At 68.2% G+C, this 23,515-nt stretch carries 27 protein-coding genes, 6 tRNA genes and 2 riboswitches; of the genes, 21 read left to right on the forward strand and 12 right to left on the reverse strand.

Annotated features, from left to right (window positions below; all coding sequences use genetic code 11):
* Positions 1–4: 4 nt before the first annotated feature.
* Positions 5–496 carry a hypothetical protein gene (locus tag DMB86_RS09660; RefSeq protein WP_113717577.1) on the reverse strand — a complete coding sequence of 164 codons (492 nt, stop codon included), beginning with the start codon at positions 494–496 and terminating at the stop codon, positions 5–7.
* A 122-nt stretch (positions 497–618) separates the two neighbouring features.
* Here DMB86_RS09660 and DMB86_RS09665 point away from each other — a divergent pair, with 122 nt between their 5' ends.
* Positions 619–1,833, forward strand: coding sequence for an alpha/beta hydrolase family protein (locus DMB86_RS09665; RefSeq protein ID WP_113717578.1), 1,215 nt, complete (start codon positions 619–621; stop codon positions 1,831–1,833).
* A gap of 78 nt (positions 1,834–1,911) precedes the next feature.
* Here DMB86_RS09665 and ybaK read toward each other — a convergent pair whose 3' ends face one another.
* From ybaK to DMB86_RS09680, 3 genes are all read right to left on the reverse strand, one after another.
* On the reverse strand, positions 1,912–2,424 hold the full coding sequence (gene ybaK / locus DMB86_RS09670; protein WP_113717579.1) for a Cys-tRNA(Pro) deacylase: 513 nt from the start codon (positions 2,422–2,424) through the stop codon (positions 1,912–1,914).
* Between the two features lie 176 nt (positions 2,425–2,600).
* Positions 2,601–3,059, reverse strand: coding sequence for a SufE family protein (locus tag DMB86_RS09675; protein ID WP_113717580.1), 459 nt, complete (start codon positions 3,057–3,059; stop codon positions 2,601–2,603).
* A gap of 50 nt (positions 3,060–3,109) precedes the next feature.
* Complete coding sequence (locus tag DMB86_RS09680; RefSeq protein ID WP_113717581.1) at positions 3,110–4,030, reverse strand: sulfurtransferase; 921 nt, start codon at positions 4,028–4,030, stop codon at positions 3,110–3,112.
* Positions 4,031–4,279: 249 nt separating this feature from the next.
* On the opposite strand from DMB86_RS09680, the gene zapE reads away from it, so the two are divergent.
* Complete coding sequence (gene zapE / locus DMB86_RS09685) at positions 4,280–5,389, forward strand: cell division protein ZapE (protein ID WP_113717582.1); 1,110 nt, start codon at positions 4,280–4,282, stop codon at positions 5,387–5,389.
* Positions 5,390–5,486: 97 nt separating this feature from the next.
* Here zapE and DMB86_RS09690 read toward each other — a convergent pair whose 3' ends face one another.
* Positions 5,487–5,672: an antitoxin gene (locus DMB86_RS09690; protein WP_113717583.1), complete on the reverse strand. Its 186-nt coding sequence runs from the start codon at positions 5,670–5,672 to the stop codon at positions 5,487–5,489.
* Positions 5,673–5,753: 81 nt separating this feature from the next.
* Complete coding sequence (locus tag DMB86_RS09695) at positions 5,754–8,012, reverse strand: MMPL family transporter (RefSeq protein WP_113719459.1); 2,259 nt, start codon at positions 8,010–8,012, stop codon at positions 5,754–5,756.
* Between the two features lie 88 nt (positions 8,013–8,100).
* Between DMB86_RS09695 and DMB86_RS09700 the strand changes: the two genes are divergently transcribed.
* Both DMB86_RS09700 and DMB86_RS09705 read left to right on the forward strand, forming a co-directional pair.
* Positions 8,101–8,598, forward strand: coding sequence for a MarR family winged helix-turn-helix transcriptional regulator (locus DMB86_RS09700; RefSeq protein WP_227878287.1), 498 nt, complete (start codon positions 8,101–8,103; stop codon positions 8,596–8,598).
* A 75-nt stretch (positions 8,599–8,673) separates the two neighbouring features.
* A riboswitch (guanidine-III (ykkC-III) riboswitch) is annotated at positions 8,674–8,735 on the forward strand.
* A gap of 12 nt (positions 8,736–8,747) precedes the next feature.
* Positions 8,748–9,062, forward strand: a complete 315-nt coding sequence (locus DMB86_RS09705; protein WP_113717584.1) for a DMT family transporter — start codon at positions 8,748–8,750, stop codon at positions 9,060–9,062.
* A gap of 63 nt (positions 9,063–9,125) precedes the next feature.
* Here DMB86_RS09705 and DMB86_RS09710 read toward each other — a convergent pair.
* The 5 genes from DMB86_RS09710 to DMB86_RS09730 form a co-directional block, all read right to left on the reverse strand.
* Positions 9,126–9,197: transfer RNA gene (locus DMB86_RS09710), tRNA-Val, on the reverse strand.
* A 68-nt stretch (positions 9,198–9,265) separates the two neighbouring features.
* Positions 9,266–9,338, reverse strand: a tRNA-Gly gene (locus tag DMB86_RS09715).
* A 62-nt stretch (positions 9,339–9,400) separates the two neighbouring features.
* A tRNA-Val gene (locus DMB86_RS09720) sits at positions 9,401–9,472 on the reverse strand.
* Between the two features lie 60 nt (positions 9,473–9,532).
* Positions 9,533–9,606 (reverse strand) — tRNA-Cys (locus tag DMB86_RS09725).
* A gap of 24 nt (positions 9,607–9,630) precedes the next feature.
* A tRNA-Gly gene (locus DMB86_RS09730) sits at positions 9,631–9,703 on the reverse strand.
* A 171-nt stretch (positions 9,704–9,874) separates the two neighbouring features.
* Between DMB86_RS09730 and DMB86_RS09735 the strand changes: the two genes are divergently transcribed.
* The 16 genes from DMB86_RS09735 to hisF all read left to right on the forward strand — a co-directional run bounded on the left by DMB86_RS09735 (position 9,875) and on the right by hisF (position 22,101).
* Complete coding sequence (locus DMB86_RS09735; protein ID WP_113717585.1) at positions 9,875–10,105, forward strand: hypothetical protein; 231 nt, start codon at positions 9,875–9,877, stop codon at positions 10,103–10,105.
* Between the two features lie 4 nt (positions 10,106–10,109).
* A tRNA-Val gene (locus DMB86_RS09740) sits at positions 10,110–10,184 on the forward strand.
* 126 nt (positions 10,185–10,310) lie between these two features.
* Complete coding sequence (locus tag DMB86_RS09745) at positions 10,311–11,153, forward strand: cytochrome (protein ID WP_113717586.1); 843 nt, start codon at positions 10,311–10,313, stop codon at positions 11,151–11,153.
* A 129-nt stretch (positions 11,154–11,282) separates the two neighbouring features.
* Positions 11,283–11,846 carry a peptide deformylase gene (def, locus tag DMB86_RS09750; protein ID WP_113717587.1) on the forward strand — a complete coding sequence of 188 codons (564 nt, stop codon included), beginning with the start codon at positions 11,283–11,285 and terminating at the stop codon, positions 11,844–11,846.
* Positions 11,843–12,763, forward strand: coding sequence for a methionyl-tRNA formyltransferase (gene fmt / locus DMB86_RS09755; protein ID WP_113717588.1), 921 nt, complete (start codon positions 11,843–11,845; stop codon positions 12,761–12,763). The genes def and fmt overlap by 4 nt, the downstream gene beginning before the upstream one ends.
* The gene (locus tag DMB86_RS09760; protein ID WP_113717589.1) at positions 12,760–14,310 is read left to right on the forward strand and encodes an RsmB/NOP family class I SAM-dependent RNA methyltransferase; all 1,551 of its coding nucleotides are present in this window, start codon (positions 12,760–12,762) and stop codon (positions 14,308–14,310) included. The genes fmt and DMB86_RS09760 overlap by 4 nt, the downstream gene beginning before the upstream one ends.
* A gap of 16 nt (positions 14,311–14,326) precedes the next feature.
* On the forward strand, positions 14,327–15,004 hold the full coding sequence (rpe, locus tag DMB86_RS09765; RefSeq protein WP_113717590.1) for a ribulose-phosphate 3-epimerase: 678 nt from the start codon (positions 14,327–14,329) through the stop codon (positions 15,002–15,004).
* A gap of 116 nt (positions 15,005–15,120) precedes the next feature.
* Positions 15,121–15,265: riboswitch (FMN riboswitch) on the forward strand.
* Positions 15,266–15,371: 106 nt separating this feature from the next.
* On the forward strand, positions 15,372–16,211 hold the full coding sequence (gene pnuC, locus DMB86_RS09770; protein ID WP_113717591.1) for a nicotinamide riboside transporter PnuC: 840 nt from the start codon (positions 15,372–15,374) through the stop codon (positions 16,209–16,211).
* The gene (ribD, locus tag DMB86_RS09775) at positions 16,208–17,311 is read left to right on the forward strand and encodes a bifunctional diaminohydroxyphosphoribosylaminopyrimidine deaminase/5-amino-6-(5-phosphoribosylamino)uracil reductase RibD (protein WP_113717592.1); all 1,104 of its coding nucleotides are present in this window, start codon (positions 16,208–16,210) and stop codon (positions 17,309–17,311) included. The genes pnuC and ribD overlap by 4 nt, the downstream gene beginning before the upstream one ends.
* Positions 17,312–17,995, forward strand: a complete 684-nt coding sequence (locus tag DMB86_RS09780) for a riboflavin synthase (protein WP_113717593.1) — start codon at positions 17,312–17,314, stop codon at positions 17,993–17,995.
* Complete coding sequence (ribB, locus tag DMB86_RS09785) at positions 17,992–18,747, forward strand: 3,4-dihydroxy-2-butanone-4-phosphate synthase (RefSeq protein WP_113717594.1); 756 nt, start codon at positions 17,992–17,994, stop codon at positions 18,745–18,747. Before DMB86_RS09780 ends, ribB begins: the two co-directional genes overlap by 4 nt.
* Entirely contained in the window at positions 18,740–19,432 is a 693-nt protein-coding gene (locus tag DMB86_RS09790; protein WP_113717595.1) for a GTP cyclohydrolase II, read from the forward strand. Before ribB ends, DMB86_RS09790 begins: the two co-directional genes overlap by 8 nt.
* Positions 19,429–19,914, forward strand: a complete 486-nt coding sequence (gene ribH, locus DMB86_RS09795) for a 6,7-dimethyl-8-ribityllumazine synthase (RefSeq protein ID WP_113717596.1) — start codon at positions 19,429–19,431, stop codon at positions 19,912–19,914. Before DMB86_RS09790 ends, ribH begins: the two co-directional genes overlap by 4 nt.
* A 218-nt stretch (positions 19,915–20,132) precedes the next feature.
* A complete protein-coding gene (locus DMB86_RS09800) occupies positions 20,133–20,396 on the forward strand; it encodes a phosphoribosyl-ATP diphosphatase (RefSeq protein ID WP_113717597.1) in 264 nt (87 codons plus the stop codon).
* A 77-nt stretch (positions 20,397–20,473) separates the two neighbouring features.
* Complete coding sequence (gene hisG / locus DMB86_RS09805) at positions 20,474–21,319, forward strand: ATP phosphoribosyltransferase (protein ID WP_113717598.1); 846 nt, start codon at positions 20,474–20,476, stop codon at positions 21,317–21,319.
* A gap of 11 nt (positions 21,320–21,330) precedes the next feature.
* Positions 21,331–22,101, forward strand: a complete 771-nt coding sequence (gene hisF / locus DMB86_RS09810) for an imidazole glycerol phosphate synthase subunit HisF (RefSeq protein WP_113717599.1) — start codon at positions 21,331–21,333, stop codon at positions 22,099–22,101.
* 174 nt (positions 22,102–22,275) lie between these two features.
* Here the strand turns inward: hisF and DMB86_RS09815 are convergent, their stop codons facing one another.
* Positions 22,276–22,920: a TIGR03085 family metal-binding protein gene (locus tag DMB86_RS09815; RefSeq protein ID WP_113719461.1), complete on the reverse strand. Its 645-nt coding sequence runs from the start codon at positions 22,918–22,920 to the stop codon at positions 22,276–22,278.
* Positions 22,921–23,056: 136 nt separating this feature from the next.
* On the opposite strand from DMB86_RS09815, the gene hisI reads away from it, so the two are divergent.
* Positions 23,057–23,512, forward strand: a complete 456-nt coding sequence (gene hisI, locus DMB86_RS09820; RefSeq protein WP_113719462.1) for a phosphoribosyl-AMP cyclohydrolase — start codon at positions 23,057–23,059, stop codon at positions 23,510–23,512.
* Positions 23,513–23,515 lie beyond the last annotated feature (3 nt).

Consider the following 23,515-nt stretch of genomic DNA (forward strand, 5'->3'; position numbering starts at 1 on the left):
ACGCTTAGGAGTCGCCAATAAATCCCGAGCCCGCGTACAGGTGCAGCACGGGCAGGCCCAGCTTGCGCTGCGCCTGATGCGCCCAGTCCTGCCGGAAGGTGTCGGCCACCGCGTGCGGGCGGGTGACCACCACGGCCTGGCGGGCCCCGGAATCGGTGACCTGGGCCACCAGGGAGGCAACGGCGTCGCCCTCGGCAACACGGCCCGTCGCCTTGGCCCCGGCGGCCAGCAGCACGGCCAGCGAGCTTTGCAGCGTCTCCTCGGCAGCGGTGCGCACGGTGGCGGCGTCCGGCTTTTCCCGGAACTCCCGCAGCGCGGCGGGCAGGTCCAGCATGGTCAGCTGGTCGATGACGTCCACCAGCAGGTGGCGCCTGGTGTCGGCCGGGACCAGCAGCAGCAGCTCGACGTCGTCCCCGGGGCTGTAGAGGTCCGTGATGTTGTCGGCGTCGCCGGGGCCGAGGGGTTCTTCGGTCAGGATAATGATCGTGTCGCTCATGGCTCCAGCATAGGCGGACGCAGGGCCAATGACGGGTCCGTGGCCGAAATGTTGCCGGGTTTGTTGGGCCCCGGCCGGTGCGCCGCTCGATCAGGCGGGCTGCCCGTGGGCAGAATGGGACCATGGCAACTACTGTGCGGCAGTCAGGGCATTGGATGAAGTGGGGCATGCTGGGCGCCGGCGCGGCCGGGGCCGCCGCGGTCTCCGTCGTGACGGCCACCTCGGCACTGGCCGCCTATTTCGCCCGCAGGGTCGTCACGCCGGAGAAGACCCGCGAGGACGTCTCCATTCTCGCCGTCATACCCCATGGCCCCGAGTTGCAGGTGGTCCTCGCCGCCACGCCCGACACCACGGTGGACGGCACGTATGCGATCTATTTTGACGGGGGCCGGGCGCATGCCGTCGTGGGACGGATTGTCAGCTACGTGCCGCGCGAAGGCAGCGTCACACGGGAGGTGCTCGATGTGGTGGGCGGGGACCTGCGGACGGCCACCCGGGGCTGGTGGTCCGGCAGCATCCATGCGCATCCCCGGGAGCTGGGCCTGGACAGTGAGGACGTCACCATCGCGCTGCCGGACGGGCCCGCGCCCGCCTGGCTGGTCCGGGCACCCAACGCGCTGTCCACCTGGGCCATCATGGTCCATGGACGCGGCGCCACCCGCAGCGAAGGGCTGCGGGCCGTTCCAGCCGCCCACCGGCTGGGCATGAACGCACTGCTGGTCTCCTACCGCAACGACGGCGAGGCCCCCTATGCTGCAGACCGGCGGTACGGCCTGGGAATCACCGAGTGGCGGGACGCGGAAGCTGCCATCGACTATGCCGTGTCACACGGGGCCAAGGACGTGGTGCTCTTTGGGTACTCCATGGGCGGGGCCATCAGCCTGCAGGCGGCGGACCTGGCCCGCAACCGCCGGCACGTCCTGGCCATGGTGCTGGACGGTCCTGTCATCGACTGGGTCAATGTCCTGGCCCACCAGGCGCAGCTGAACCGGATCCCCGACTACGTGGGCAGGTACGGCCAGCTCATGCTCAGCCATCCCCTGGGCCGGCGCATCACCGGACTCGCCGCCCCGGTCGACCTCAAGAGCATGGACTGGGTCTCCCGCGCCGTCGAACTGCGCACCCCCACGCTGGTCCTCCACAGCATCGACGACGACTTCGTGCCCTATGAGCCGACCGCCGAACTGGCCCGCCGCAACCCCGAAATGGTCACGTTCGAGCCGTTCAGCAAGGCCCGGCACACCAAGGAATGGAACATCGACCCCGAGCGCTGGGAGGGCGCCGTCGAGACGTGGCTGCGCCCCCGCCTGGGCCGCTACGGCCTGCCGCGGGACTGAGCCGTCGCGGCGCCCACCACGCCGCCAGCCCCTCGTCCCGCTCCGGACGCCGTACAGCGCGGCACGCGCCGCCGCGCGTTACGCCCCGTGCCGGATGCGGGCCGTTGTTGCCCGGGTCAGGGCGATGAGGTCGTCGGGGGAGAGCTGCACGTCGAACCCGCGCCGGCCGCCGGAGACGTAAATGGTTTCAAAGCGCAGCGCGGATTCGTCCACGACGGTCGGGGAGTGCCGGCGCTGGCCCAGGGGTGAGATCCCGCCCAGGACGTAGCCGGTGCGGCGCCGGGCCAGGGCGGGATCGGCCATGGTGGCCTTCTTGTGGCCCGACGCGTGCGCGAGCGCCTTGAGGTCCAGGCTGCCGTTGACGGGCACCAGCGCCACCGTCAGGGTGCCGTCGACGTCGGCCAGCAGGGTCTTGAAGACGCGTTCCGGCGCCACGCCCAGGACATCGGCGGCCTCCATGCCGTAGCTGGCTGCGGCGGGATCGTGCGCGTATGTGTGGGCAGTGAAGGGCACGCCCGCGGCGGTAAGGGCGGCGGTGGCGGGGGTGTTCACGTTGGCACGCGCACCCGCCGCAGGCTTGTGCTTTCCCATGGGCCCATTATGGCAGCGGCTTGAGCTGCGCCGGGCTAGGCGCCGTTCACGCAACGCCATGGAAATGGCAGCTGATGCACGCCGGACGGGCAAAAAACCGCATCAGCTGCCGTTTCGATTCCGGCCCGCTCCGAAAACGGCATCAGCTGCCGTTTCGATTCGGGTAATCCGCCGCCTCAGGGCGCGGGGCGGAGGCCGCCGGCAATCTTGCGTTTGACGCGGCCCAGCATGGCGGACATGCCGCGCATGCGCAGCGGCGAAATGGCCCGGGTCAGGCCCAGCTGCTCCGGCATGTCGTCCGGCACCGCCAGGATTTCCTCCGCCGTCAGCCCGTCCAGCCCCTCGAAAAGGACCGAGGCGAAGCCGCGCGTGGTGGGCGCTTCCGGCGGCGCCTGGAAGAACAGCCGGACCACGTCGCCGTGGTCCGTCCGTTCCGCCTCGACCGTCAGAAACAGCGGCGACTGGCATTCCACGACCTGTTCGAGCAGCTCCGGGTGGTTTGTTAGACGTTCCGGCAGGGCCGGCAGGGACCGGGAAAATTCCAGCAGCAGCGTGAGGCGGTCACGCTCCTCGAGTTCCTGGAAATCGTTCACGATCTCGGCCAGCGCCTGCGGAAGTGCCTGTGAAGTAGTCATCAACTAAAGGGTACGTTTCTTTGTGGTGGAAGGACCAACTGCGGCGGGCACTAGTTTGAGGACGGCAGTTCGCCGCGCTCGGTTCCCTTGGCGATCGGCACCCGGACGCTGTTGCCCCACTCGGTCCAGGACCCGTCGTAGTTGCGGACGGTCTCGAAGCCCAGCAGGTACTTCAGCGCGAACCAGGTGTGGCTGGAACGTTCGCCGATGCGGCAGTAGGCCACGACGTCGTCGCCGGCGTTCAGCCCGGCCTCGCCCAGGTACAGGGCCTCGAGCTCCTCGCGGCTGCGGTACGTGCCGTCCGTGTCCGCGGCGCGGCCCCACGGGATCGACGCGGCGGTGGGGATGTGGCCGCCGCGGAGCGTGCCCTCCTGCGGATAGGCGGCCATGTGGGTGCGCTCGCCCGAGTACTCCTCGGGGGAGCGGACATCGATCAGCGGCTTGCCCAGGTGTGCCAGCACATCTTCCTTGTAGGCACGGATCGGGGCGTCGTTGCGCTCCACCACCGGGTAGTCCGCGGCCGTGGTGATTTCGGTCGCATCGGTGGTCAGTTCCCGGCCTTCGGCGATCCACTTGTCGCGGCCGCCGTCGAGCAGGCGGACATCCTGGTGCCCGAACAGGGTAAAGACCCACAGCGCGTACGCGGCCCACCAGTTGGACTTGTCGCCGTAGACGACCACCGTGGTGTCGCGGGAGATGCCCTTCGCGGCGGCGAGGCGGGCAAAAGCGGCGCCGTCAATGTAGTCGCGGGCAACGTCGTCGTTCAGGTCCGTGTGCCAGTCAACCTTGACCGAGCCGGGGATGTGGCCGGTCTCGTACAGCAGCACGTCCTCGTCGGACTCGACAACCACCAGGCTGCCATCCTTGGTGGCGCCGCGGGCCAGGGCTGCCGCGAGCCACTCGGTCGAAACCAGCCGCTCGGGGTGTGCATAGGACGCGAACTTCTCATTTGTATCAACTGCAACAGGCATGGTGCCCCTTCCATAGACGGCTCGCACCCGTCCGGACCGGGAAGTTCCGGCACAGTCCGTGGGCGAGGGCGGGATTTAGCAGCCGCGGCCTTCGCCGGCGGTCTGTCCTCTCCTTTACAGTAACCACGGCCGTGCGGCGTTTACTCCCTCGCGTTAACGTGGCGCAATATCTCAGCGGGTATTCTTGAGGAGGCGAATGCCGCGCCATGAAACATGCACGAAAATTCCTTCCGATGAATGGATCAGTCCTTGGTACACGTTGCGCAACTTTCCACCCGCCGCCCGGCGGTGTCGGTGGAGGAACTGCTAAAGGGATTTGTTCCCTCGCCCCGCTTTGGCGGGGTTTCCTTCGCAAGCTACCGTCCGGACCCTGCGCAGCCGTCGCAGGCCGAGGCCGTGCAGGTGCTGGAAAGCTTCGGATCGCAGGCTGCCGGCAAACCGGCGGGCGGGCTGCGCAGGCTCCTTGGCGGCAAGTTCTTTGGCGACGGGGCAAAGAAGTCTGGTTCGCGGGCGGGCATCTACCTGGACGGCGGATTCGGTGTGGGGAAGACGCACCTGCTCTCCTCGCTGTGGCACCAGGTGGAAGGTCCCAAGGCGATCGGCACCTTCGTCGAATACACGAACCTGGTGGGCGCACTGTCCTTCCGGAAGACGGTGGAGGCGCTGAGCAGCTACAAGCTGGTCTGCATCGACGAGTTTGAGCTGGACGACCCCGGCGACACCGTGCTGATGTCCCGTCTCATGCGTGAACTGGCCGACGCCGGTGTCAAGCTGGCGGCCACGTCCAACACGCTGCCCGGGGCGCTGGGCGACGGGCGCTTCGCGGCGGTCGACTTCCAGCGCGAGATCCAGGTGCTGGCAGACCAGTTTGAGATCCTGCACATTGACGGCGAGGACTTCCGGCACCGCGGGCTGCCCACGCCGCCGCAACCATTGCCCAACAGCGACCTCGACGCCACCATGCGGAGGGAATTTGCCGGCAAGACCGTGGCGGTTGACGACTTCGGCACGCTCGTGGACCACCTGGCCGGTGTCCACCCCTCCCGGTACCGGCAGCTGATTGACGGGATCGACGCCGTCGTCTGGCGCAATGTGCACACCATCACCGAGCAGGCGGTGGCCCTGCGCTTTGTGGTCCTGGCGGACCGCCTGTACGACAAAGACGTGCCGATCCTTGGCAGCGGCGCACCGCTTGACACCCTCTTCACCCCGGAAATGATGGCCGGCGGATACCAGAAGAAGTATTTCCGGGCCGTGTCCCGCCTGACGGCCCTGGCGCGGGAAGCGAGGGAGGAGCCGGACGGCGGGGCTGGCGACGGTTCCGCGTCCGCTCCGCAGCCGGTGGGCCTGGGCGCCTAGGAAGACGCAGCCGACCTCAAACGCAAAAGGCGCCGGTGCCGTCTCTCGACGGGACCGGCGCCTCCCTTGACGTCAATTCAGGGGCGGAGGAGCGGAATCAGGCCTTGGGCCTGTCCACAAAATCCGAAGCAGCCTGCTGGACGCCGTCGATCTGGTCCTTGAACTTCTCACCTGTCTTGCTGTCGATGAAGTCGCCAGCCTTCTGGATGCCGTCCTTGACCTGATCTGCGTGTCCCTGCAACAGCCCCTCGGCCTCGCCCTTGATATCGTCAAAAATAGACAATGGGCACCTCCCTTCACTCCTGGGGCCATTGGCGCCCCAACCTCTCAACAGCCTAGTGGGCGCGGCGGGGATGTCAACGGCTCATCCCCCGTGAATCCGCTGGGCGTGAATTGCGGAGAGCTGCGCCCCGCCGCCGTCGCCGCCCCGGGCGGGTGCCGGACCGGGCCCTCGTCCCGCCCGCGACGGCCACCACATGCGCCTCCCGATGGCGTAGGACAGCGCCGGGACCAGCAGCGACCGGACGATGACGGTGTCCAGCAGCACGCCGAAGGCGACGATGAACGCCAGCTGTGCCAGGAACAGCAGGGGAATGACGCCCAAGGCGGCGAACGTGGCGGCCAGCACCACGCCCGCCGACGTGATGACGCCGCCGGTCTTGCCGAGCCCGCGCAGGACCCCGGCGCGGGTTCCCATGAGCTGGGACTCCTCGCGGACCCGGGTCATGAGGAAGATGTTGTAGTCGACGCCGAGGGCCACCAGGAACACGAAGCCAAAGAGCGGAACCGTCGCATCGGCGCCGGGAAAGCCAAAGACGTGGTTGAACACCAGCGCGGACACGCCCATGGTCGCCGTGTAGGAGACGATCACGGAACCGATCAGGACCAGCGGCGCCACCAGGGAGCGCAGCAGCGCCATGAGCACCAGCAGGATGACCGCCAGGACCAGGGGAACGATTTTCACCAGGTCGTTTTGCGCCGTCGTGTTGGTGTCCAGGGCGATGGCCGTCACGCCGCCCACCAGCACATCCGGGTCGACCTTGGGCAGCCCGGACCGGAGGTTGACCACTACCTGTTCCGCCCGGTCGGAATCGGCCTGGTCCGCCAGGGTGGCATTGATCAGCACGCGCCCGTCCCTGACCACGGCCGGCGCTCCGGTGCCGGGCCGGCCTCCTTCGGTCTGGACGGCCGCGCCCGCGACCCCGTGCGCGCGTTCGACGGCGGAGAGCACCTCGCGCTGCTTGTCCGCGTCGGCGACGATCACCACGGGGCTGCCGCTGCCGGCGTCGAAGTGCCGTGCCAGCGCCGCCTGGCCGTCCACGGCGTTGCTCGGGCCGAGGATGACCTGGGTCTGGGACACCCCGTGCGCCTGGAGCTGCAGTACGCCGCTGCTGGCCAGGACCAGCACGCCCAGGGTGATCACCCAGGTCAGGTTCGGCCGGCGGGCCACCAGCAGTCCCACGCGGCGCCACAGCCCGCCAATGCCGGAGAGTCCGTGCGCCACGTCGTCGCCCTTGGACGGGGCCATTGCCGCCGTGCCCTCCGCGGCATGCTTGTGGGCGTGCCCGTGCCCCACCTTGGGCCGGAACGGCCAAAAGGCGGTGCGGCCAAAGAGCGCCAGCAGGGCCGGGAGGCAGGTGAGCGCGGCCAGCAGGGAAAAGAAGATGCCGATGGCGGCGATGGGCCCCAGGCTGCGGTTGGAATTCAAGTCGGAGACCAACAGGCACAGCAGGGCCAGGATCACGGTGGTGCCGGAGGCGGTGATCGGTTCCCAGGCGCTGCGGAGGGCCCGTCCCATGGCGGTCCAGGAGGACTTCACCTCGTGCAGGCCTTCCCGGAAGCGCGCGACCAGCAGCAGCGAATAGTCGGTGGCGGCGCCTATGACCAGAATGGACAGGATGCCCTGGCTTTGCCCGCTCAGCTTGATCACGTCCGCGCTGGCCAGGGCGTACACCACGAGGATCGCCGCGCAGAGCGCCACGACGGAGGTGAAGAGGACCAGGACCGGCAGGACCACGGAGCGGTAGACGACCAGCAGGATCACAAAGACGGCCAGCAGCGCCACCAGCAGCAGCACGCCGTCGATCCCGGCAAAAGCCCCGATGAGGTCCGCGGTGAGCCCGGCGGGCCCCGTGACGTAGTAGCTCATGCCCTCCGTCGCCTGGGCCGCCAGGACCCCGCGGAGCCCGTCGACCACGGTCTTCAGTTCCCCGGCGTCGGCCACGGGGACGATGAACTCCACCGCGAGCTTGTCCCGGGACGGGATGGGGCCGGCAATCCCGGCCGCAGCCCCGCCCGAGGCCTTCTGGACGCCGGGCACGGCGCCCAGCTTGTCCGGCAGCGCCGCCAGCCGGGCCAGCTGCGCCGCGCTGAACTCCGTCCCGGAGGTGACGAGCACCACGGCCGGGATGGTGCTGCTGTCCACGAAGCGCTTCTGCCAGGCCTGGACGGCGGTGGATTCGGCGCTGGCGGGCAGGAAAGCGGCCTGGTCGTTGGTCGAGACGTCGGAGATCTTGCCGAACGTGGGCCCGCCCACGCCGGCGATCAACAACCAGATGACGATCAGCACTGCCGGCAGCGTCAGCCGCAGCCACTTCTTGGGGGAACGGTCGCGAAGGTCCATGGCCACCATAGTACTTCCATTGACGAGATATTATGCGATGGAGATAAAAATTGTGTCTTTGAGCCGCGCATGACGGAAGATTGGTCGCATGGAACCACTTGATCGCACTGGAGAACTCATGGCTGCCATGCGCGGGTTCACGTATGAATCGGACCGCTATGTGGAACGGACCGCCGCCGTGAACGGACTGCACCGCACGGATTTGAACGCCCTGGGGTTCCTCATCCGCCCCAGCACTCCGGAGCGCCCGCTGACACCGGGAAAACTGGGGGAGGCCCTGAACCTGAGCTCCCCTGCCACCACGGCCCTCGTGGACAGGCTGGAACGCTCGGGCCACGTGAACCGCCGGCGCAGCGAGTCCGACCGCCGGCAGGTGGAGCTGGCCATGACGGACCACGCCCGGGACGTGGGGCGCGCCCTGTTCACGCCGCTGGCCGAGCAGCTGCGAGGCGCCGTGGAGAAGTACACGGCCCCGGAGGTTGAGCTGGTGACGCGGTTCCTGATGGACATGACCGCGGCCACGGAAGCGGCGCGGAATGCCCTCACGGTGCCCGCAGCCGGGGCGCCTCCCGCGCCGGCGACGTAAGTCTGGTGCGCCGGGGACATTGCCGCCGGCGCAGTCCGGTGTGCCAGGCCGGCGCAGTCCGGTGTGCCAGGATGGCAGGAGCCAGCAGGCACCCGGACGAGGTGCGCCGTACCCGGCCAGCGACAAGACGGCGTGGTGGAGGAATTCCCATGACGTGGATTGTCTTGATTGTCTCCGGAGTGCTTGAGGCCGTATGGGCCACTGCCCTGGGCAGGGGCGAGGGCTTCAGCAAGCTGCTGCCCAGCATCGTCTTCGTGGCCGCCCTCGCGGCCAGCATGGGCGGCCTTGCCTGGGCCATGCGTACGCTGCCTGTCGGCACGTCCTACGCGGTATGGGTGGGCATCGGCGCGGCCCTGACCGTCGCCTACGCCATGGCAACCGGGACGGAGTCCGTGTCGCTGCTGAAGGTGCTGCTCCTGCTGGGCCTGGTCGGCTGCATTGTGGGGCTGAAGCTGGCCCACTAGCATACGACGCTTAACGTACGACGGCGACGCAAGGCTTGCGTCGCCGTCGTACGTTAAGGGTCGTGGGCGATACTGGGATCGAACCAGTGACCTCTTCCGTGTCAGGGAAGCGCGCTACCGCTGCGCCAATCGCCCCAAGGGGTGGTGGATGGGAAAAAACTGCCGGAATCCGAGGGTTCCGGCAGTTCCTTGCTTTACATCCGAGCGGTTGACGAGATTCGAACTCGCGACATCCACCTTGGCAAGGTGGTGCTCTACCAGCTGAGCTACAACCGCATTTTCGTGCAGTACTACGTTATCCGACTTTCGCCAGGTGAACGAACAATGACGTTCATTCGTGGGCGATACTGGGATCGAACCAGTGACCTCTTCCGTGTCAGGGAAGCGCGCTACCGCTGCGCCAATCGCCCAATGCATCACACTGGCACCGTTACATCCGTGCCCAGCGAAATACCTTGGTTCAGCCTAAATGGAGGTGGGAACGGGATTCGAACCCGTGTACACGGCTTTGCAGGCCGTTGCCTCGCCTCTCGGCCACCCCACCGTGAGTGCTGAACGGTGTCCTGCGAGCGGTTGACGAGATTCGAACTCGCGACATCCACCTTGGCAAGGTGGTGCTCTACCAGCTGAGCTACAACCGCAAAGCATCAGTTCGCAGTCGGTCGCGTTTCCGCGCCGCTGTTCCGTGTTGCTGCGATGAAAACTGTACCCGAGCCTTTTCCTAAACGCCAAATCGATCACGCGCGGCACCGGGGCGGTGACGGCAGGTCGGGTTCCGATCGCCGCAACGGCGCGGAACTTCATCGGCGAAAATGAATTACAGCGCTGTTATTCGCAGGCATTTTGAGACCGGCCAGGCCGTCATGGGGGCGTTGGTGGGCCCGGACAAAGGTGCGCGGCTGGTCACCAATGGTGGCGCGGCGGCGCGCCTTGGCGGGCCGCTGTGGCGCCAGGGGGCCGATTATGCAGTCACGCGGGATTTGGGCTATTGTTTTGAACGCACCAAGGAAAACCGCTGGTTCGGCAACGATCCAGGCGGATGACTTTGGGCGATTGGCGCAGTGGTAGCGCGCTTCGTTCACACCGAAGAGGTCACTGGTTCGAACCCAGTATCGCCCACCACATGAAAAGCCCCGCCCGCCTGCTCCACGCAGGGAAGCGGGGCTTTTTCGTGCCCGCAACCTGCGTTATCCACAGCCGGGCGCCGCCGGTCTGCAAAGTGTCGGCGGGTAGTGAAATAGTGGAACCATGACGGCACCAGCATTGGCACACACCACCGAATTGGGGCGCATGTACGCCCGATCGCTCACGGATCCGCCCAAGGTTCCCTCCATCACCACGGTGATCGGCCAGCAGTCGACGAGTCTTGACGGCTGGATCGGCTACATGGCGGCAAGCGCCGTGGCCAGCCACCCCGACCTCGGCACCGCCGTCGGCAATCCGGGCCAGTTGCGCACCGTGGTGCGGGACAGCTCCAATGCCGCCGAACAGTACCGGGACGCGGCGGCCTCCCGTGGGGACAGGGTCCACCACTACTGCGAACAGGTGGCGCTTCGCGCGCTGGGACGGCCCCATCAAATGCCGGAGGCGCGGGCCGCGCTGGCCGAAAAAGGAGAGGAGAACTTCGCCGTCCGCTTCGACGCCTGGTGGGACGAATACCAGGTTCAGCCCCTGGCGCCGGAAATTACGGTATGGAATGAAACCCTCGGCTACGCCGGCACGTTGGATCTGGTGGCCACCATCGGCGGGAAGCTGTGCATCATCGACTACAAGACCAAGGGCACCGACCGCAACGGGCAGGTGAAGGGCCTCGACGCGAAGGTCGTCATGCAGCTCGTGGCAGGCATGAAGGCCGAGGAATCCATCGTGGACGAGGCCGCCGGCGCCTGGGAAGCCTGGAAATATGGACAGGACCCCGTCCTGCTGGGCGTGGCCGTGGGCGAGACGGAAGTGCGCACGCTGCGCGCCAATCCGGCCGTGCTTAAACATCACTGGTTCAAGTTCGCTTCCCTGCGCCGGGTGTGGCAGACATCCTTGGAGGCCGCACAGGCAGGGGCACCGCTGCTGCCCATCGCCCCGCCTGCCGGTTGAACCGCCTGGCGCGGAGGGTTGAACCGTCGCCCGGGCCCGGCCAGCCGGCCGGACCTGCCAACTAGACTGGTGCCGAAGCTGTCATGCAGCACGCAAAGGCACGTTCCTAAAAAAGTGAGGTCCACACCCATGGCCATTTTGAGCATTCGCATCATTGGCGACCCCGTCCTGCGGACCAAGGCATCGGATGTGACGGAGTTTGGCCCCGACCTGGCCAAGCTGATAGAGGACATGGCCGAGACCATGGCGGACGTGCGCGGCGCCGGGCTCGCGGCGCCGCAGGTGGGCGTCAGCAAGCGCATCTTCACCTATGCGGTGGATGGACATGAGGGCCACGTGATCAACCCCGTCATTGCCGCCAGTGACGATTTCGCCCCGGATGAGCCCGAAGGCTGCCTGTCCGTCCCGGGTCTGGGCTTCAGTGTGCGCCGGCACCGCTGGGTGCGGATCACGGGCGTGGACATGAGCGGCGAGCCGCTGGACATGGAGGCCACCGGCATGCTGGCCAAGTGCTTCCAGCATGAAACCGACCACCTGGACGGCAAGCTGTACGTGGACAGGCTGGAAGGCGAGGACCGCAAGAGCGCCCTGCGCGCCATCCGCACCGCCAACTACCACCACGTCACGGCCGAAACCCTCACGCAGCGCGCCCGTACGGTCGGCTCGGCCTTCGGCGCAGGCGCCGCGGGATGAGGATCCTTTTCGCTGGAACCCCCGCCGCCGCACTGCCGTCCCTGGAGGCGCTCCGGACCGCCGGGCACCAGATTGTCGCCGTCCTGACCCGGCCGGATGCCCCGCTTGGACGCAAAAGGATCCTGACGCCGTCGCCCGTGGCCGCGCGGGCCGCCGAACTTGGCCTGCCCGTCATCAAGGCGGACAAGGTCGACGCCGCCGCACGGGAAGCCGTCACGGCCGCACGGCCCGAGGTGGCCGCCATCGTGGCCTATGGCGCCCTGGTGCCCGAATCGGCGCTGTCCATCCCGGAGCATGGCTGGGTCAACCTCCACTTTTCCCTCCTGCCCGCCTGGCGCGGCGCGGCCCCGGTGCAGCATGCGCTCATCCACGGCGACGACGTCACCGGCGCCTCCACGTTCCTGCTCGACAAGGGCCTGGACACCGGCAACATCTACGGCACCATGACCGAGACCGTCCGCCCCACGGACACCAGCGAGGCGCTGTTGGAACGGCTCTCCCACCGCGGTGCCGTGCTGCTGGCCCAGACCATCGACGGCCTGGCCGCGGGCCGCCTGACCGCGCTGCCGCAGCAGGGCGAGGTTTCGCTGGCGCCCAAGCTGACGCTGGAGGACGGGCGCATCGACTGGCGGCAGCCCGCGCTGGCCATCGACAGGCGGGTCCGCGGCGTGACCGCCGAACCCGGCGCCTGGACGCAGCTGTCCGGCCAGCGCGTCAAGCTTGGGCCGGTCGTGCCCCGGCCCGACGTCACCGCGCTGGCCCCGGGGCAACTGCGGACGGAGGCCAGGGCCGTGCTGGTGGGCACGGGGTCCCACGCCGTCGAGCTGGGCCTGGTGCAACCGGCCGGCAAGAAATCCATGAAGGCAAGCGACTGGGCCCGAGGCCTGGCGAACAAGGAAGATGTGGTGTTTGAATGACCGGCGAGCAAGGCGGGCCGACAGGCCGTTCCAGCCACTCAGGCGGCGTCCGGCGCCGTGACGAAGCCGGGCGCGAGCGCAACCGCAGCACCGGACGCAACCGCACCGCGTCGGCCCCGGCCCAGCGCACGCGCGCGGCCGACCCCGCCCGCCTGGTTGCCTTCGAGGTGCTCCGTGCCGTCTCCGGCGACGACGCCTACGCCAACCTGGTGCTGCCGGCCCGCATCCGGGACCACCGCCTGGACCGTCGCGACGCGGGCTTTGCCACCGAACTTGCCTACGGCGCGCTGCGCGCCCAGGGCACCTATGACGCCATCCTGGCCCGGTGCGTGGACCGGCCGCTGTCCGAGCTGGACCCGGCCGTCCTCGACGCCCTGCGCATCGGCGTGCACCAGCTGGTGGCCATGCGGGTCCCGGCACACGCCGCCCTGGACCAGACCGTGGGCCTGGCCCGTGCCGTCATTGGCGCCGGCCCGTCGGCACTGATCAACGCCGTCCTGCGCAAGGTGGCGGCGAAGGACCTGCCCGAATGGCTGGCGGAGCTGACGGCGGGGCTCACCGATGAGGTCAAGATCGCCTCCCTGAAGCATTCCCATCCCGAGTGGATCGTCCGGGCCCTGCGCCAGGCGCTGGTGGCCCACGGCCGCGACGTCGCCGAAATTACGGCACTCCTCGAGGCGGACAACGCCGCCCCCGTGGTGAACCTCGTGGCGCTGCCCGGGATCGGCAGCCTGGAGGAGGCGTTCGCCGCCGGATTCACCCCCGGCCCGCTGGTTATCGACTCGGCGCTGTCCTCCGGCGGCGACCTGGGCCGGCTCTCCAGCGTCCGCGACGGCACCGTGCGCGTCCAGGACGTGGGCTCCCAGCTGGTGGCCCGCGCAATGGCCGGCGTAGACCTGAAATCGGAGCTCGACGGGGGAGAGGAACGCTGGCTGGACCTGTGTGCCGGCCCCGGCGGCAAGGCCTCGCTGCTGGCCGCCCTCGCGGCCGAAAAGGGAGCCTGGATCCTGGCCAACGAGCCCGCCCCGCACCGCGCCAAGCTCGTGGCCCAGGCCATGGCCGCGGTCCCGGAGGACACCTGGACCGTCCGCACGGGTGACGGCCGCGACGTGGGACGCGACCATCCGGCGTCGTTCGACAGGATCCTGGTGGACGCCCCATGCACCGGGCTCGGTGCCCTGCGCCGCCGGCCCGAATCCCGCTGGCGCCGCCAGCTCTCCGACGTCTCCGCATTGGGGCCGCTGCAGCGTGAGCTGCTCAACTCGGCCCTGGACGCCGTCAAACCCGGGGGAGTGGTGGCCTATGTAACGTGCTCCCCGCACACGGCGGAAACGATCGCCGTGGTGGACGACGCCGTCCGCAAGCGCGACGACCTGGAACTGCTCGACGCCGGTGCGGCCCTCGACGCCGCCAGCCTCACCGGCAACCTTGGCGCAGGTAACGGGCTGTCCCCGCTGCCCACCGACCGGATGACGGCCCAGCTGTGGCCGCATCTGCACCAGACCGACGCCATGTTCCTGGCCCTCATCCGCAAGAGCCGACCGTAACCGAAAGGCGGGCACCATGCCCCGTTCCGCACCGCGGTGCTGCATCAACCCCAGCATCCTCTCCGCCGACTTCGTCAATCTCGAGGCCGAACTGGCCCGCATCAGCAAGGCCGATGCGGTGCACGTGGATGTCATGGACAACCACTTTGTACCGAACCTGACCATCGGCCTGCCGGTGGTGGAACGGCTGCAAAAGGTCAGCCCCGTGCCCCTGGACGCGCACCTGATGATTTCCCAGGTGGACCGCTGGGCGCCGCAGTTCGCCGATGCAGGCCTTGCCTCCGTGACGTTTCATGTCGAGGCCTCCGACGCGCCCATCAAGCTGGCCCGCGAACTGCGCGCCCGCGGGGCCAGGGCGGGCATGGCGCTGCGCCCTGCCACGCCGGTGGAACCCTACCTGGACATGCTTCCGGAGCTGGACATGCTGCTGATCATGACGGTGGAGCCCGGATTCGGCGGGCAGGCGTTCCTGGATGTCATGCTGCCGAAGATCCGCCGGGCCCGCGCCGCCATTGACGGTGCCGGGGTGGATGTGGCCATCCAGGTGGACGGCGGCATCACGGAGGAAACGATCACCCGTGCCGCGGAGGCCGGCGCCAACGTCTTCGTGGCCGGCTCGGCCGTGTACGGCAAGCCCTCGCCCGCGGAGGCCATCGAGTCGCTGCGGGCCAAGGGCCGGCTCGCCTTCGGCTGAGCCTTCATGAAACCCCGCCGATTTGGGGGCGGCGGCAGAAGTGCCATAATGGAAGAGACGCCCGCCACGGTGGGCATAGCAGTACGAAAGCAGCAGTACCAAAACAATGCAATATCAACGTGCTCCGGGGTCGGTGTAATTCCGAACCGGCGGTTATAGTCCGCGACCCGCGCGCAGCCGGCTGGAAACAGCAGGTGGCGCACGGTTGATCTGGTGAAATTCCAGTACCGACAGTTAAAGTCTGGATGGGAGAAGCACGAACATTTTTGGCCTCCGCGCCTCGGGTGCCGCACTTTGCGGAACCCCTGCCGGCGCCAGATCTGTACGTTACCCCCGGAGCCATCGCGGTTCGAAAGGGTAGGTAACAGTGGACTTTCTGCGGTGGCTCTTTGACGCCAAGCTTGAATTCGCCGGCGGCGGGTTCCTCCTCTGGCGTGAAGTGATAGGCAATCTCTTTGGGCTCGCCAGCGCCCTCGGCGGCATGCGCCGCAAAATCTGGGCCTGGCCGGTGGGCATCATCGGCAACGCTCTCCTTTTCACGGTCTTCATGGGCTCGGTGTTCGGTTCGCCCGTCTACGCCAACCTGCTGGGCCAGGCCGGGCGCCAAATCATGTTCATCGCCGTCTCCGTCTACGGCTGGCAGCGCTGGCGCCAGTCCCGCACCGTCACTGCCGACGCCGGAGCCTCCCCGGGCGCAGCGGTTGCCCCACGCTGGGCCGCAGCCCGGACCCGCTGGCTGCTGGCGGCCGCCCTCGTGGGCGGCACGGCGATCCTCACCCCCGTTTTCCGGGCCTTGGGTTCCTACGAACCCGTGTGGGCCGACGCCTGGATCTTCATGGGCTCCCTGCTGGCCACCTATGGCATGGCCAAGGGCTGGGTGGAGTTCTGGCTCATCTGGGTTGCGGTGGACATTGTGGGCGTGCCGCTGCTCTTCGGCGCCGGCTACTATGCCTCCGCGTTCATGTACATCTTCTACGGGGCGTTCACCTTGGCGGGCTTCTTCGTCTGGTGGCGGTTGGGCAGCAACGCGTCCGCGGCCGGCGGGACGGTGTCCGTGGATGCCACGTTCCCCGACATCACCGTGCGCAGCCAGACCCCGGGCACTGTCGAGACTGGCAGTGTCGAAGCGGGCAGTGGCCAAGCATGGGCCGTTGGGGTGGGTGCCGTTGACCAGGACGCCACCGGCAGGATGGAGGCCCGGAAATGAATCCCACGGCAGAGAGCCACCTTGAGTCCGACGCCTTCAGCGACGCCGTCATCGTCGCCATGGAGACGGCCCTGGCGGTGGCACGGCAGGGCGTGCGTGGCGCGAATCCGCTGGTGGGCGCCGCCATCATTGACGCCGACGGCACGGTGCTGGCCATCGGCCGGCATCTGGGGGCCGGCACGCCGCACGCCGAAGTGGACGCCATCAACTCACTGTCCGGCACGCGCCGTGACCTGTCCGCGGCCACCATGGTGGTCACGCTGGAACCGTGCAACCACCAGGGACGGACCCCCGCCTGCTCGCAGGCCATCATCGATGCCGGGATCGGCAACGTGGTCTACGCGGCGGACGATCCCCACGCGCCCGCCGCCGGCGGCGCGGACAGGCTCCGCTTCGAAGGCATCAACGTCCGCTCCGGCCTCATGGCGGAGCAGGCGCTGGAGCTGAACCGGCAGTGGTTTGCCGCAGTCAGGGCGCGGCGGCCGTTTGTCACGGCCCGGCTGGCCCAGACCGTGGACGGCCGGATCGCCGCCGCGGACGGTACCAGCCAGTGGATCACCTCCCCGGAGTCGCGGCAGGACTCGCACACGCTGCGGGCCCGGGTGGACGCCATTGTGGTGGGCACCGGCACCGTCTTCGCAGACAACCCCCGGCTGACCGCCCGCGACGCGAACGGCAGCGAATCGGAGCACCAGCCGCTGCGGGTTGTCATGGGCCTGCGGGATATTCCCGCGGACGCCGCGGCCCGGAACCGGACCACCCCGGGGTTCCTGCAACTGCATACCCACGATCCGGCCGAGGTCGTGCAGGAACTCCACAGCCTCGGAGTGGGACACCTCATGATCGAGGGCGGCTCCAGGATCAGTGCCGCGTTCCTGGCCGCCGGGCTCGTGGACGAGTTGATCGTCTACCTGGCCCCCACCTTGCTTGGATCCGGCATTCCCGCTCTGAACGACCTCGGCATAGACACCCTCGCCCAGGCACAACAGTGGGAATGGGACGCCACCACCTCTGGCCCGGTCGAACGGCTGGGCCCGGACCTCAAGCTCACGCTCATGCCGGCAAAGGTGCCGGCCCCGACCACAGAAGGACAGCACTAAATGTTTACCGGAATCATTGAAGGCCGGGGCACCGTCGTCCGGCTGGACGAACACGCTGACTCGGACAGCGCGACACTGGTCGTGGATACGGCACCCTCGGGCGGGACCGTGAACGGCCTGTCGCTGGGCGGCTCCCTCGCCGTCAACGGCGTCTGCCTGACGGCCACGCGGATCGCCGGCACCACCGTGGAGGTCGACGTCATGGGCGAGACCCTCCAGCGCACCACCACCGGCGCGCTGGCTGCCGGAGCCACCGTCAACCTGGAACGGTGCGTCCCCGCAGGCGGGCGCCTGGACGGTCACGTGGTCCAGGGGCATGTGGATGGCGTGGGATCGCTGCTGGAGAGGGAAAATCAGGGCAACTGGGACCGACTGCGCTTCTCGGCCCCGGCCCGTCTCTCGCGCTACATTGCCGAAAAGGGTTCCATCGCCGTCGACGGCGTCTCGCTCACGGTGACTGCCGTGAGCCCGGCGACCGACGCGCAGCAATGGTTCGAGGTGGGACTGATCCCGGTGACGCTCGCCAACACCGGGCTGGGCGACAAGGCGATGGGCGGGCAGGTGAACCTGGAAGTGGACGTGCTGGCCAAATACGCCGAACGCCTGCTGCAGTTTGCCGTCCCCGTCGGTGCCTCGGCCTCCGCTGCCTCCGCTCCGTCCGCCGTCGACGAGGTGCGGCCATGAGCGCGCTCACCAATCCCGCCACGCTGCTGGACCCCGTCTCAGCGGCCGTCGCCGCCATCGCCGCCGGAGAAGCCGTGCTGGTCGTGGACGATGAAAACCGCGAAAACGAAGGTGACATCATCTTCGCCGCCCAGCACAGCACCCCGGCCCTGATGGGCTGGACCATCCGCCACAGCTCCGGCGTCATTTGCGTCCCCATGGAGGACGCCCGCGCCGAGGTCCTGGCCCTGCCGCCCATGGTGGCGCACAACCAGGACGCCAAAGGCACCGCCTACACGGTTTCCTGCGATGCCGCCGGCGGGGTCAGCACGGGCATCAGCGCCACGGACAGGTCCCTGACCGCCACCGTCCTCGCCAGCCCGTCGTCGGGACCAGAGGCAGTCACCCGCCCCGGCCACATGTTCCCCCTGCGTGCCGTGCCCGGGGGAGTGCGGCAGCGGCCGGGCCACACCGAAGCCTCAGTGGAGTTGTGCAAGCTCGCCGGCTGCGAACCCGTGGCGGTCATCGCCGAGGTGGTGGACGACGCCGGGCAGATGGTCAGGCTCGAGGGTCTCCGTGAGTTCGCGGACGCCCATGCGCTGGTGCTGATCTCCATCGCGGACCTGGTGGCCCACCTGGACGCGTCGGGACCGGCCGGCGGGTCGGCGCTTGACGGAACGGCCGCCGCCCCTGTGTCCGCTGCTGCGGCCAGCCTCCCTGTGTCCGCCTCTTCCATGGCCCCTGCTGCGGCGGCAGGTGTGCGCCATGAGTGAGGCAGCCACGGCAGGACCTGACGGCACCGTTCCCGACGCAAATGTTACGGGCGGACCGGTCGTGATATTGCCCACATCCTTCGGGGTCTTCCAGGCGCAGGCCTGGATTGACCGTGCCACCGGAGCCGAACACCTGAGCCTGAGCGCACCCGGTGGGGGACCGGAAGGGAACGGGGCCGGGCCTCTGGTCCGGCTGCATTCCGAATGCCTCACCGGCGACGTCTTTGGCTCGTTCCGCTGCGACTGCGGCGAGCAGCTGGACTTTGCGCTGGAAATGATCCAGAGCCAGGGCGGCACGTTGGTCTACCTGCGCGGCCATGAGGGCCGTGGGATCGGGCTGGCGAACAAAATGCGCGCCTACAGCCTGCAGGAGGCGGGCGCGGACACCGTGGAAGCCAATGAGCAGCTGGGCCTTCCCGTGGACGGGCGCGACTACGCCGCCGCCGCGGGCATCCTCCACGCGCTGGGCCTGTCCCGCGTCCGCCTTCTGAGCAACAACCCGCTGAAATCAGCGGACCTTTCCCGGCACGGCATCACCGTCACGGAGATCGTCGCCACGCATGTCCCTGCCCGCGCTGAAAACCTACGCTACCTGGAAACCAAGCGCGACCGCATGCACCATACCCTTGAGGTCACAACACCCAACGGAACACCCCACACCCTTACGGAAGGACCCACGACATGAGCGGCCACGGAGCACCTGCCATCGGATTCAACGGCGAGGAAAAGTCCCAGGCGTCCCACTTGAAACTGGCCATCGTCGCAGCCAGCTGGCACACCGAAATCATGGACGGGCTGCTGGCGGGGGCCCTGCGCGGCGCCGCCGACGCCGGCATCGGCAGCCCCACCGTGATCCGCGTCCCCGGCAGCTTTGAGCTGCCCGTCGCAGCGGCGCGGCTGGCTCCCAACTACGACGCCGTCGTCGCACTTGGCGTGGTGATCCGCGGCGGGACCCCGCATTTTGACTATGTGTGCCAGGCCGCCACGATGGGCCTGACCGACGTCAGTGTCCGCACCGGCAAGCCCGTCGGCTTTGGCGTCCTGACCTGCGACACCGAACAGCAGGGCCTGGACCGGGCCGGCCTGCCCGGCTCCGTCGAGGACAAGGGCCACGAAGCGGTCACGGCCGCGCTCGCCACCGCCCTGACCCTCGCCAACGCGGGCTAGACGCCCCGCACCGTTGAGGTTCGAGATCACGACGCCCCGCATCGTTGAGGTTCGAGATCACGACGCCCATCCGGCGTTGATGGTGTCATTATCTCGAACCTCAACGGATTTGTGGGGGGCCAGACGCCGCCCATTCGGCCGGTGGACGAATTTCACATGTCGGACGATGCCCGCCGTGAAATCCGTGAACCCGGCGCCCACCCACTAGGCTGGAGACCGTGAAGACCTTCGAATCCCTATATGAAGAGCTGAGTGAGAAGGCCGCAGCCCGGCCCGCCGGCTCCCGAACCGTCGCCGAACTGGAATCAGGCATTCACGGTATCGGCAAGAAAGTGGTTGAGGAAGCCGCCGAAGTGTGGATGGCCGCCGAATATGAATCGGACGAGGCCTGCGCCGAAGAGATCTCCCAGCTGCTCTACCACCTGCAGGTCATGATGATCGCCAAAGGTTTGACGCTTCAGGACGTTTACAAGCATCTATAGCCACTGCCGTGGCGTGCCAAATCCCTGAACCGGCGCCGACCACCGGAGCCTCGTTGACCGACCTGAAGGAAAAACCCATGCTTAGAGTTGCCGTCCCGAACAAGGGAGCCCTGTCCGAAGCCGCCTCCGCCATGCTGGCCGAGGCGGGCTACCGCCAGCGGCGCGACAGCCGCGAACTGGTCATGGTGGACCCGGAGAACAATGTTGAATTCTTCTTCCTGCGTCCCCGCGACATAGCGGTCTACGTCGGCGCCGGGACGCTTGACGTCGGCATCACCGGCCGCGACCTGCTGTTGGACGCACAAGTGGACGCCGAGGAGCTGCTGCCGCTTGGCTTTGCCGTCTCCACGTTCCGTTTTGCAGGTCCGATCGGCCACTTCAGCACGGCGGCCGAGCTCGAAGGCAAGCGCCTGGCCACCAGCTACGACGGACTCCTGCGCGAGTACCTGGGGAAGCTGGGCATCAACGCCAAGGTGGTCCGCCTGGACGGTGCCGTGGAATCCTCCGTGCGCCTGGGCGTGGCAGACGCCATTGCCGACGTCGTCGAAACCGGCAGCACGTTGAGGGCCGCCGGCATGGAGATCTTTGGCGAACCCATCCTCAATTCCGAGGCACTGCTGATCGGGCGCCGCGGAGTCACCCCGCCGCCCGGCGTCGAGGTGCTGATCCGCCGCCTTCACAGCGTCCTGGTGGCCAGCCAGTACGTCCTGCTCGACTACGACGTGCCGAAGGCCCTCATGGAAAAGGCCACCGCGCTCACCCCCGGCCTCGAATCGCCCACGGTGTCGCCGCTGCGCGACTCCGATTGGGTCGCCGTCCGCTCCATGGTTTCGGCCAAGGACACCAACCGTGTCATGGACGAACTCTATGACCTGGGCGCCCGCGCCATCCTGGTCAGCAGCATCCACGCCTGCCGCATCTAAGGGGAACAGCAATGAGTGTTGCCATTCGGGTCATTCCCTGCCTGGACGTTGACGGCGGCCGGGTGGTCAAAGGCGTCAAGTTCCAAAACCTGCGTGACGCCGGCGATCCCGTTGAACTGGCCCAGCGCTACGACCGCGCCGGCGCCGACGAGCTGACCTTCCTTGACGTCACGGCCTCCTCGGGCAACCGCGACACCACCTTTGACGTCGTCTCGCGCACGGCCGAGCAGGTGTTCATTCCGCTGACGGTGGGCGGGGGAGTGCGGGAGGTCTCCGACGTCGACAGGCTCCTGCGCTGCGGGGCGGACAAGGCCTCCATCAACACCGCCGCCATCGCCCGCCCGGCCGTGATTGACGAGATCACCCGGCGTTTTGGCTCCCAGGTCCTGGTGCTCAGTGTCGACGCGCGCCGCACCCGGGAGGGGCGCACGCCGTCGGGCTTCGAAGTGACCACGCACGGCGGCCGCAAGGGCACGGGCATCGACGCGGTCGAATGGGCCAGGGAGGCCGCCGATCGGGGCGTGGGCGAGATCCTGCTGAACTCGATCGACGCCGACGGCACCAAGGAAGGCTTCGACCTCGAGCTCATCCGTCTGGTCCGCGCCGCCGTGCACGTGCCAATCATCGCCTCGGGCGGCGCCGGCAGGCCGGAGCACTTCCCGCCGGCGGTCGCGGCCGGTGCGAACGCCGTGCTCGCGGCGTCGATCTTCCACTTCGGTCCGGACAACGCGATCGCCGACGTCAAGAAGGCCATCCGCGAAGCCGGCTACGAAGTCCGCTAGCCCTACCGGCGCTCCCGGAGTTTCGGGGGTGGTTTGGCGGACGCCCGGGCAGCTGCGGCGTGCAGGCCGGCCTAACCTGCCGGCGGTGCCTGAGGGAGGGGTTCGTTATCAAGCCCGGATCTGCAGGAGCATCGGTGGCTGGTGCCCCGGATCTGCAGGAGCGTTTGTGTTTGGCTAGAGGCCGACGGGGGCGGTGCGGAGGAGTGCGACGGCGTCGGCCTGGCCTTCGAAGGACACCAGGGCCTGGCCCGTGCGGCCGTTGGCGTGCATGAGCAACTCGCCGGGGTCGCCGATGATCGCGACCGAAACCGGAGCCCGCTTGGCGACGTGGCGGGGCCCGGACGGGTTGACCAGCACCACACCCAGGTCCACTCCGCGGTACAGAATCGCGGCACGCTTGATGAGCTCGGCCCAGAGGTCGCTGGAGTATCCGGGGTCCAGCGCACGGGGTGCCCAACGGTCGGTGGCCCGGCGGACATCTTCCGTGTGGACAAAAAATTCAACCAGGTTGGCGCTCCGGTCCACGCTCCGGAGGGCGAACGGCGAGAGCTTGGGCGGCCCGCCGCGAAACTTCTCCACCAGTTCGGCAAAGGCTGCCGGCGTCGAGGCGGCGGCGGCGAGTTTTGCCGTCGCCTTTTCCGATACCTTGTTCCACGGCTTGAGGACCAGCCCCACGCCCACCTTCGCGCTGTGCTCGCGCAGGAAGAGGTGCGCCGCCAGTTCCTGGGTGCGCCATCCGGCACAGAGTGTAGGCGCTCCCGGACCGGCAGCCAGCAGGGTCTCGGCGAGGACTTCACGGGATGGTTCAACAAATTGCATCACTTGTGAAATTAGCATGTATTGGACCGCATGGGCAGCGGGAAGCGCCGAAACGGGCATCACGAACCGGATTGTGTCCTCCGGACGAGCGGTACGGGCCGCCGGTGCCGTTTGTGTGGCACTAGAATTGGCCTTGATGCCGCAGAACCCAGAACCCCAGCCATCCACAGTTCCACCTGTCAGCAGTGCTTCCGTCAAGCATGCCGCGAAGGCGCCCGCCGCCGCTTCCGACGCGGTGCTTGCCGAGGACGTGGCCGCCCTGCTCAAGCGCGACGCGGCCGGGCTCGTGGCCGCCGTCGTGCAGCAATTCGACACCGGCGAGGTGCTGATGCTTGGCTGGATGGACGACGAGGCCCTGCGGCGCACGCTGACCACGGGCCGGGTGACGTTTTGGTCGAGGTCCCGCAGGGAATACTGGCGCAAGGGGGACACCTCGGGCCACGCCCAGTTTGTCAAGGCGGTGGCGATCGACTGCGACGGCGACGCCCTGCTCATCACCGCCGACCAGGTGGGGGCCGCATGCCACACGGGGACCCGGACCTGCTTCGAAGGCCGGGACCTGGCCGCCGTGGTCGGCAGCCGCGGCGCCTAGACC

Origin of the sequence: Arthrobacter dokdonellae (assembly GCF_003268655.1) — a bacterium.
Classification (GTDB): Bacteria; Actinomycetota; Actinomycetes; order Actinomycetales; family Micrococcaceae; genus Specibacter; species Specibacter dokdonellae.

Bases quoted from the DNA above. Each gene is read 5' to 3' on its own strand.
- DMB86_RS09660 (WP_113717577.1), bottom strand. From the start codon at position 496: ATGAGCGACACGATCATTATCCTGACCGAAGAACCCCTCGGCCCCGGC.
- DMB86_RS09665 (WP_113717578.1), top strand. From the start codon at position 619: ATGGCAACTACTGTGCGGCAGTCAGGGCATTGGATGAAGTGGGGCATG.
- ybaK (WP_113717579.1), bottom strand. From the start codon at position 2,424: ATGGGAAAGCACAAGCCTGCGGCGGGTGCGCGTGCCAACGTGAACACC.
- DMB86_RS09675 (WP_113717580.1), bottom strand. From the start codon at position 3,059: ATGACTACTTCACAGGCACTTCCGCAGGCGCTGGCCGAGATCGTGAAC.
- DMB86_RS09680 (WP_113717581.1), bottom strand. From the start codon at position 4,030: ATGCCTGTTGCAGTTGATACAAATGAGAAGTTCGCGTCCTATGCACAC.
- DMB86_RS09695 (WP_113719459.1), bottom strand. From the start codon at position 8,012: ATGGACCTTCGCGACCGTTCCCCCAAGAAGTGGCTGCGGCTGACGCTG.
- DMB86_RS09700 (WP_227878287.1), top strand. From the start codon at position 8,101: ATGGAACCACTTGATCGCACTGGAGAACTCATGGCTGCCATGCGCGGG.
- DMB86_RS09705 (WP_113717584.1), top strand. From the start codon at position 8,748: ATGACGTGGATTGTCTTGATTGTCTCCGGAGTGCTTGAGGCCGTATGG.
- DMB86_RS09735 (WP_113717585.1), top strand. From the start codon at position 9,875: ATGAATTACAGCGCTGTTATTCGCAGGCATTTTGAGACCGGCCAGGCC.
- DMB86_RS09745 (WP_113717586.1), top strand. From the start codon at position 10,311: ATGACGGCACCAGCATTGGCACACACCACCGAATTGGGGCGCATGTAC.
- def (WP_113717587.1), top strand. From the start codon at position 11,283: ATGGCCATTTTGAGCATTCGCATCATTGGCGACCCCGTCCTGCGGACC.
- fmt (WP_113717588.1), top strand. From the start codon at position 11,843: ATGAGGATCCTTTTCGCTGGAACCCCCGCCGCCGCACTGCCGTCCCTG.
- DMB86_RS09760 (WP_113717589.1), top strand. From the start codon at position 12,760: ATGACCGGCGAGCAAGGCGGGCCGACAGGCCGTTCCAGCCACTCAGGC.
- rpe (WP_113717590.1), top strand. From the start codon at position 14,327: ATGCCCCGTTCCGCACCGCGGTGCTGCATCAACCCCAGCATCCTCTCC.
- ribD (WP_113717592.1), top strand. From the start codon at position 16,208: ATGAATCCCACGGCAGAGAGCCACCTTGAGTCCGACGCCTTCAGCGAC.
- DMB86_RS09780 (WP_113717593.1), top strand. From the start codon at position 17,312: ATGTTTACCGGAATCATTGAAGGCCGGGGCACCGTCGTCCGGCTGGAC.
- ribB (WP_113717594.1), top strand. From the start codon at position 17,992: ATGAGCGCGCTCACCAATCCCGCCACGCTGCTGGACCCCGTCTCAGCG.
- DMB86_RS09790 (WP_113717595.1), top strand. From the start codon at position 18,740: ATGAGTGAGGCAGCCACGGCAGGACCTGACGGCACCGTTCCCGACGCA.
- ribH (WP_113717596.1), top strand. From the start codon at position 19,429: ATGAGCGGCCACGGAGCACCTGCCATCGGATTCAACGGCGAGGAAAAG.
- hisG (WP_113717598.1), top strand. From the start codon at position 20,474: ATGCTTAGAGTTGCCGTCCCGAACAAGGGAGCCCTGTCCGAAGCCGCC.
- hisF (WP_113717599.1), top strand. From the start codon at position 21,331: ATGAGTGTTGCCATTCGGGTCATTCCCTGCCTGGACGTTGACGGCGGC.
- DMB86_RS09815 (WP_113719461.1), bottom strand. From the start codon at position 22,920: ATGCAATTTGTTGAACCATCCCGTGAAGTCCTCGCCGAGACCCTGCTG.
- hisI (WP_113719462.1), top strand. From the start codon at position 23,057: ATGCCGCAGAACCCAGAACCCCAGCCATCCACAGTTCCACCTGTCAGC.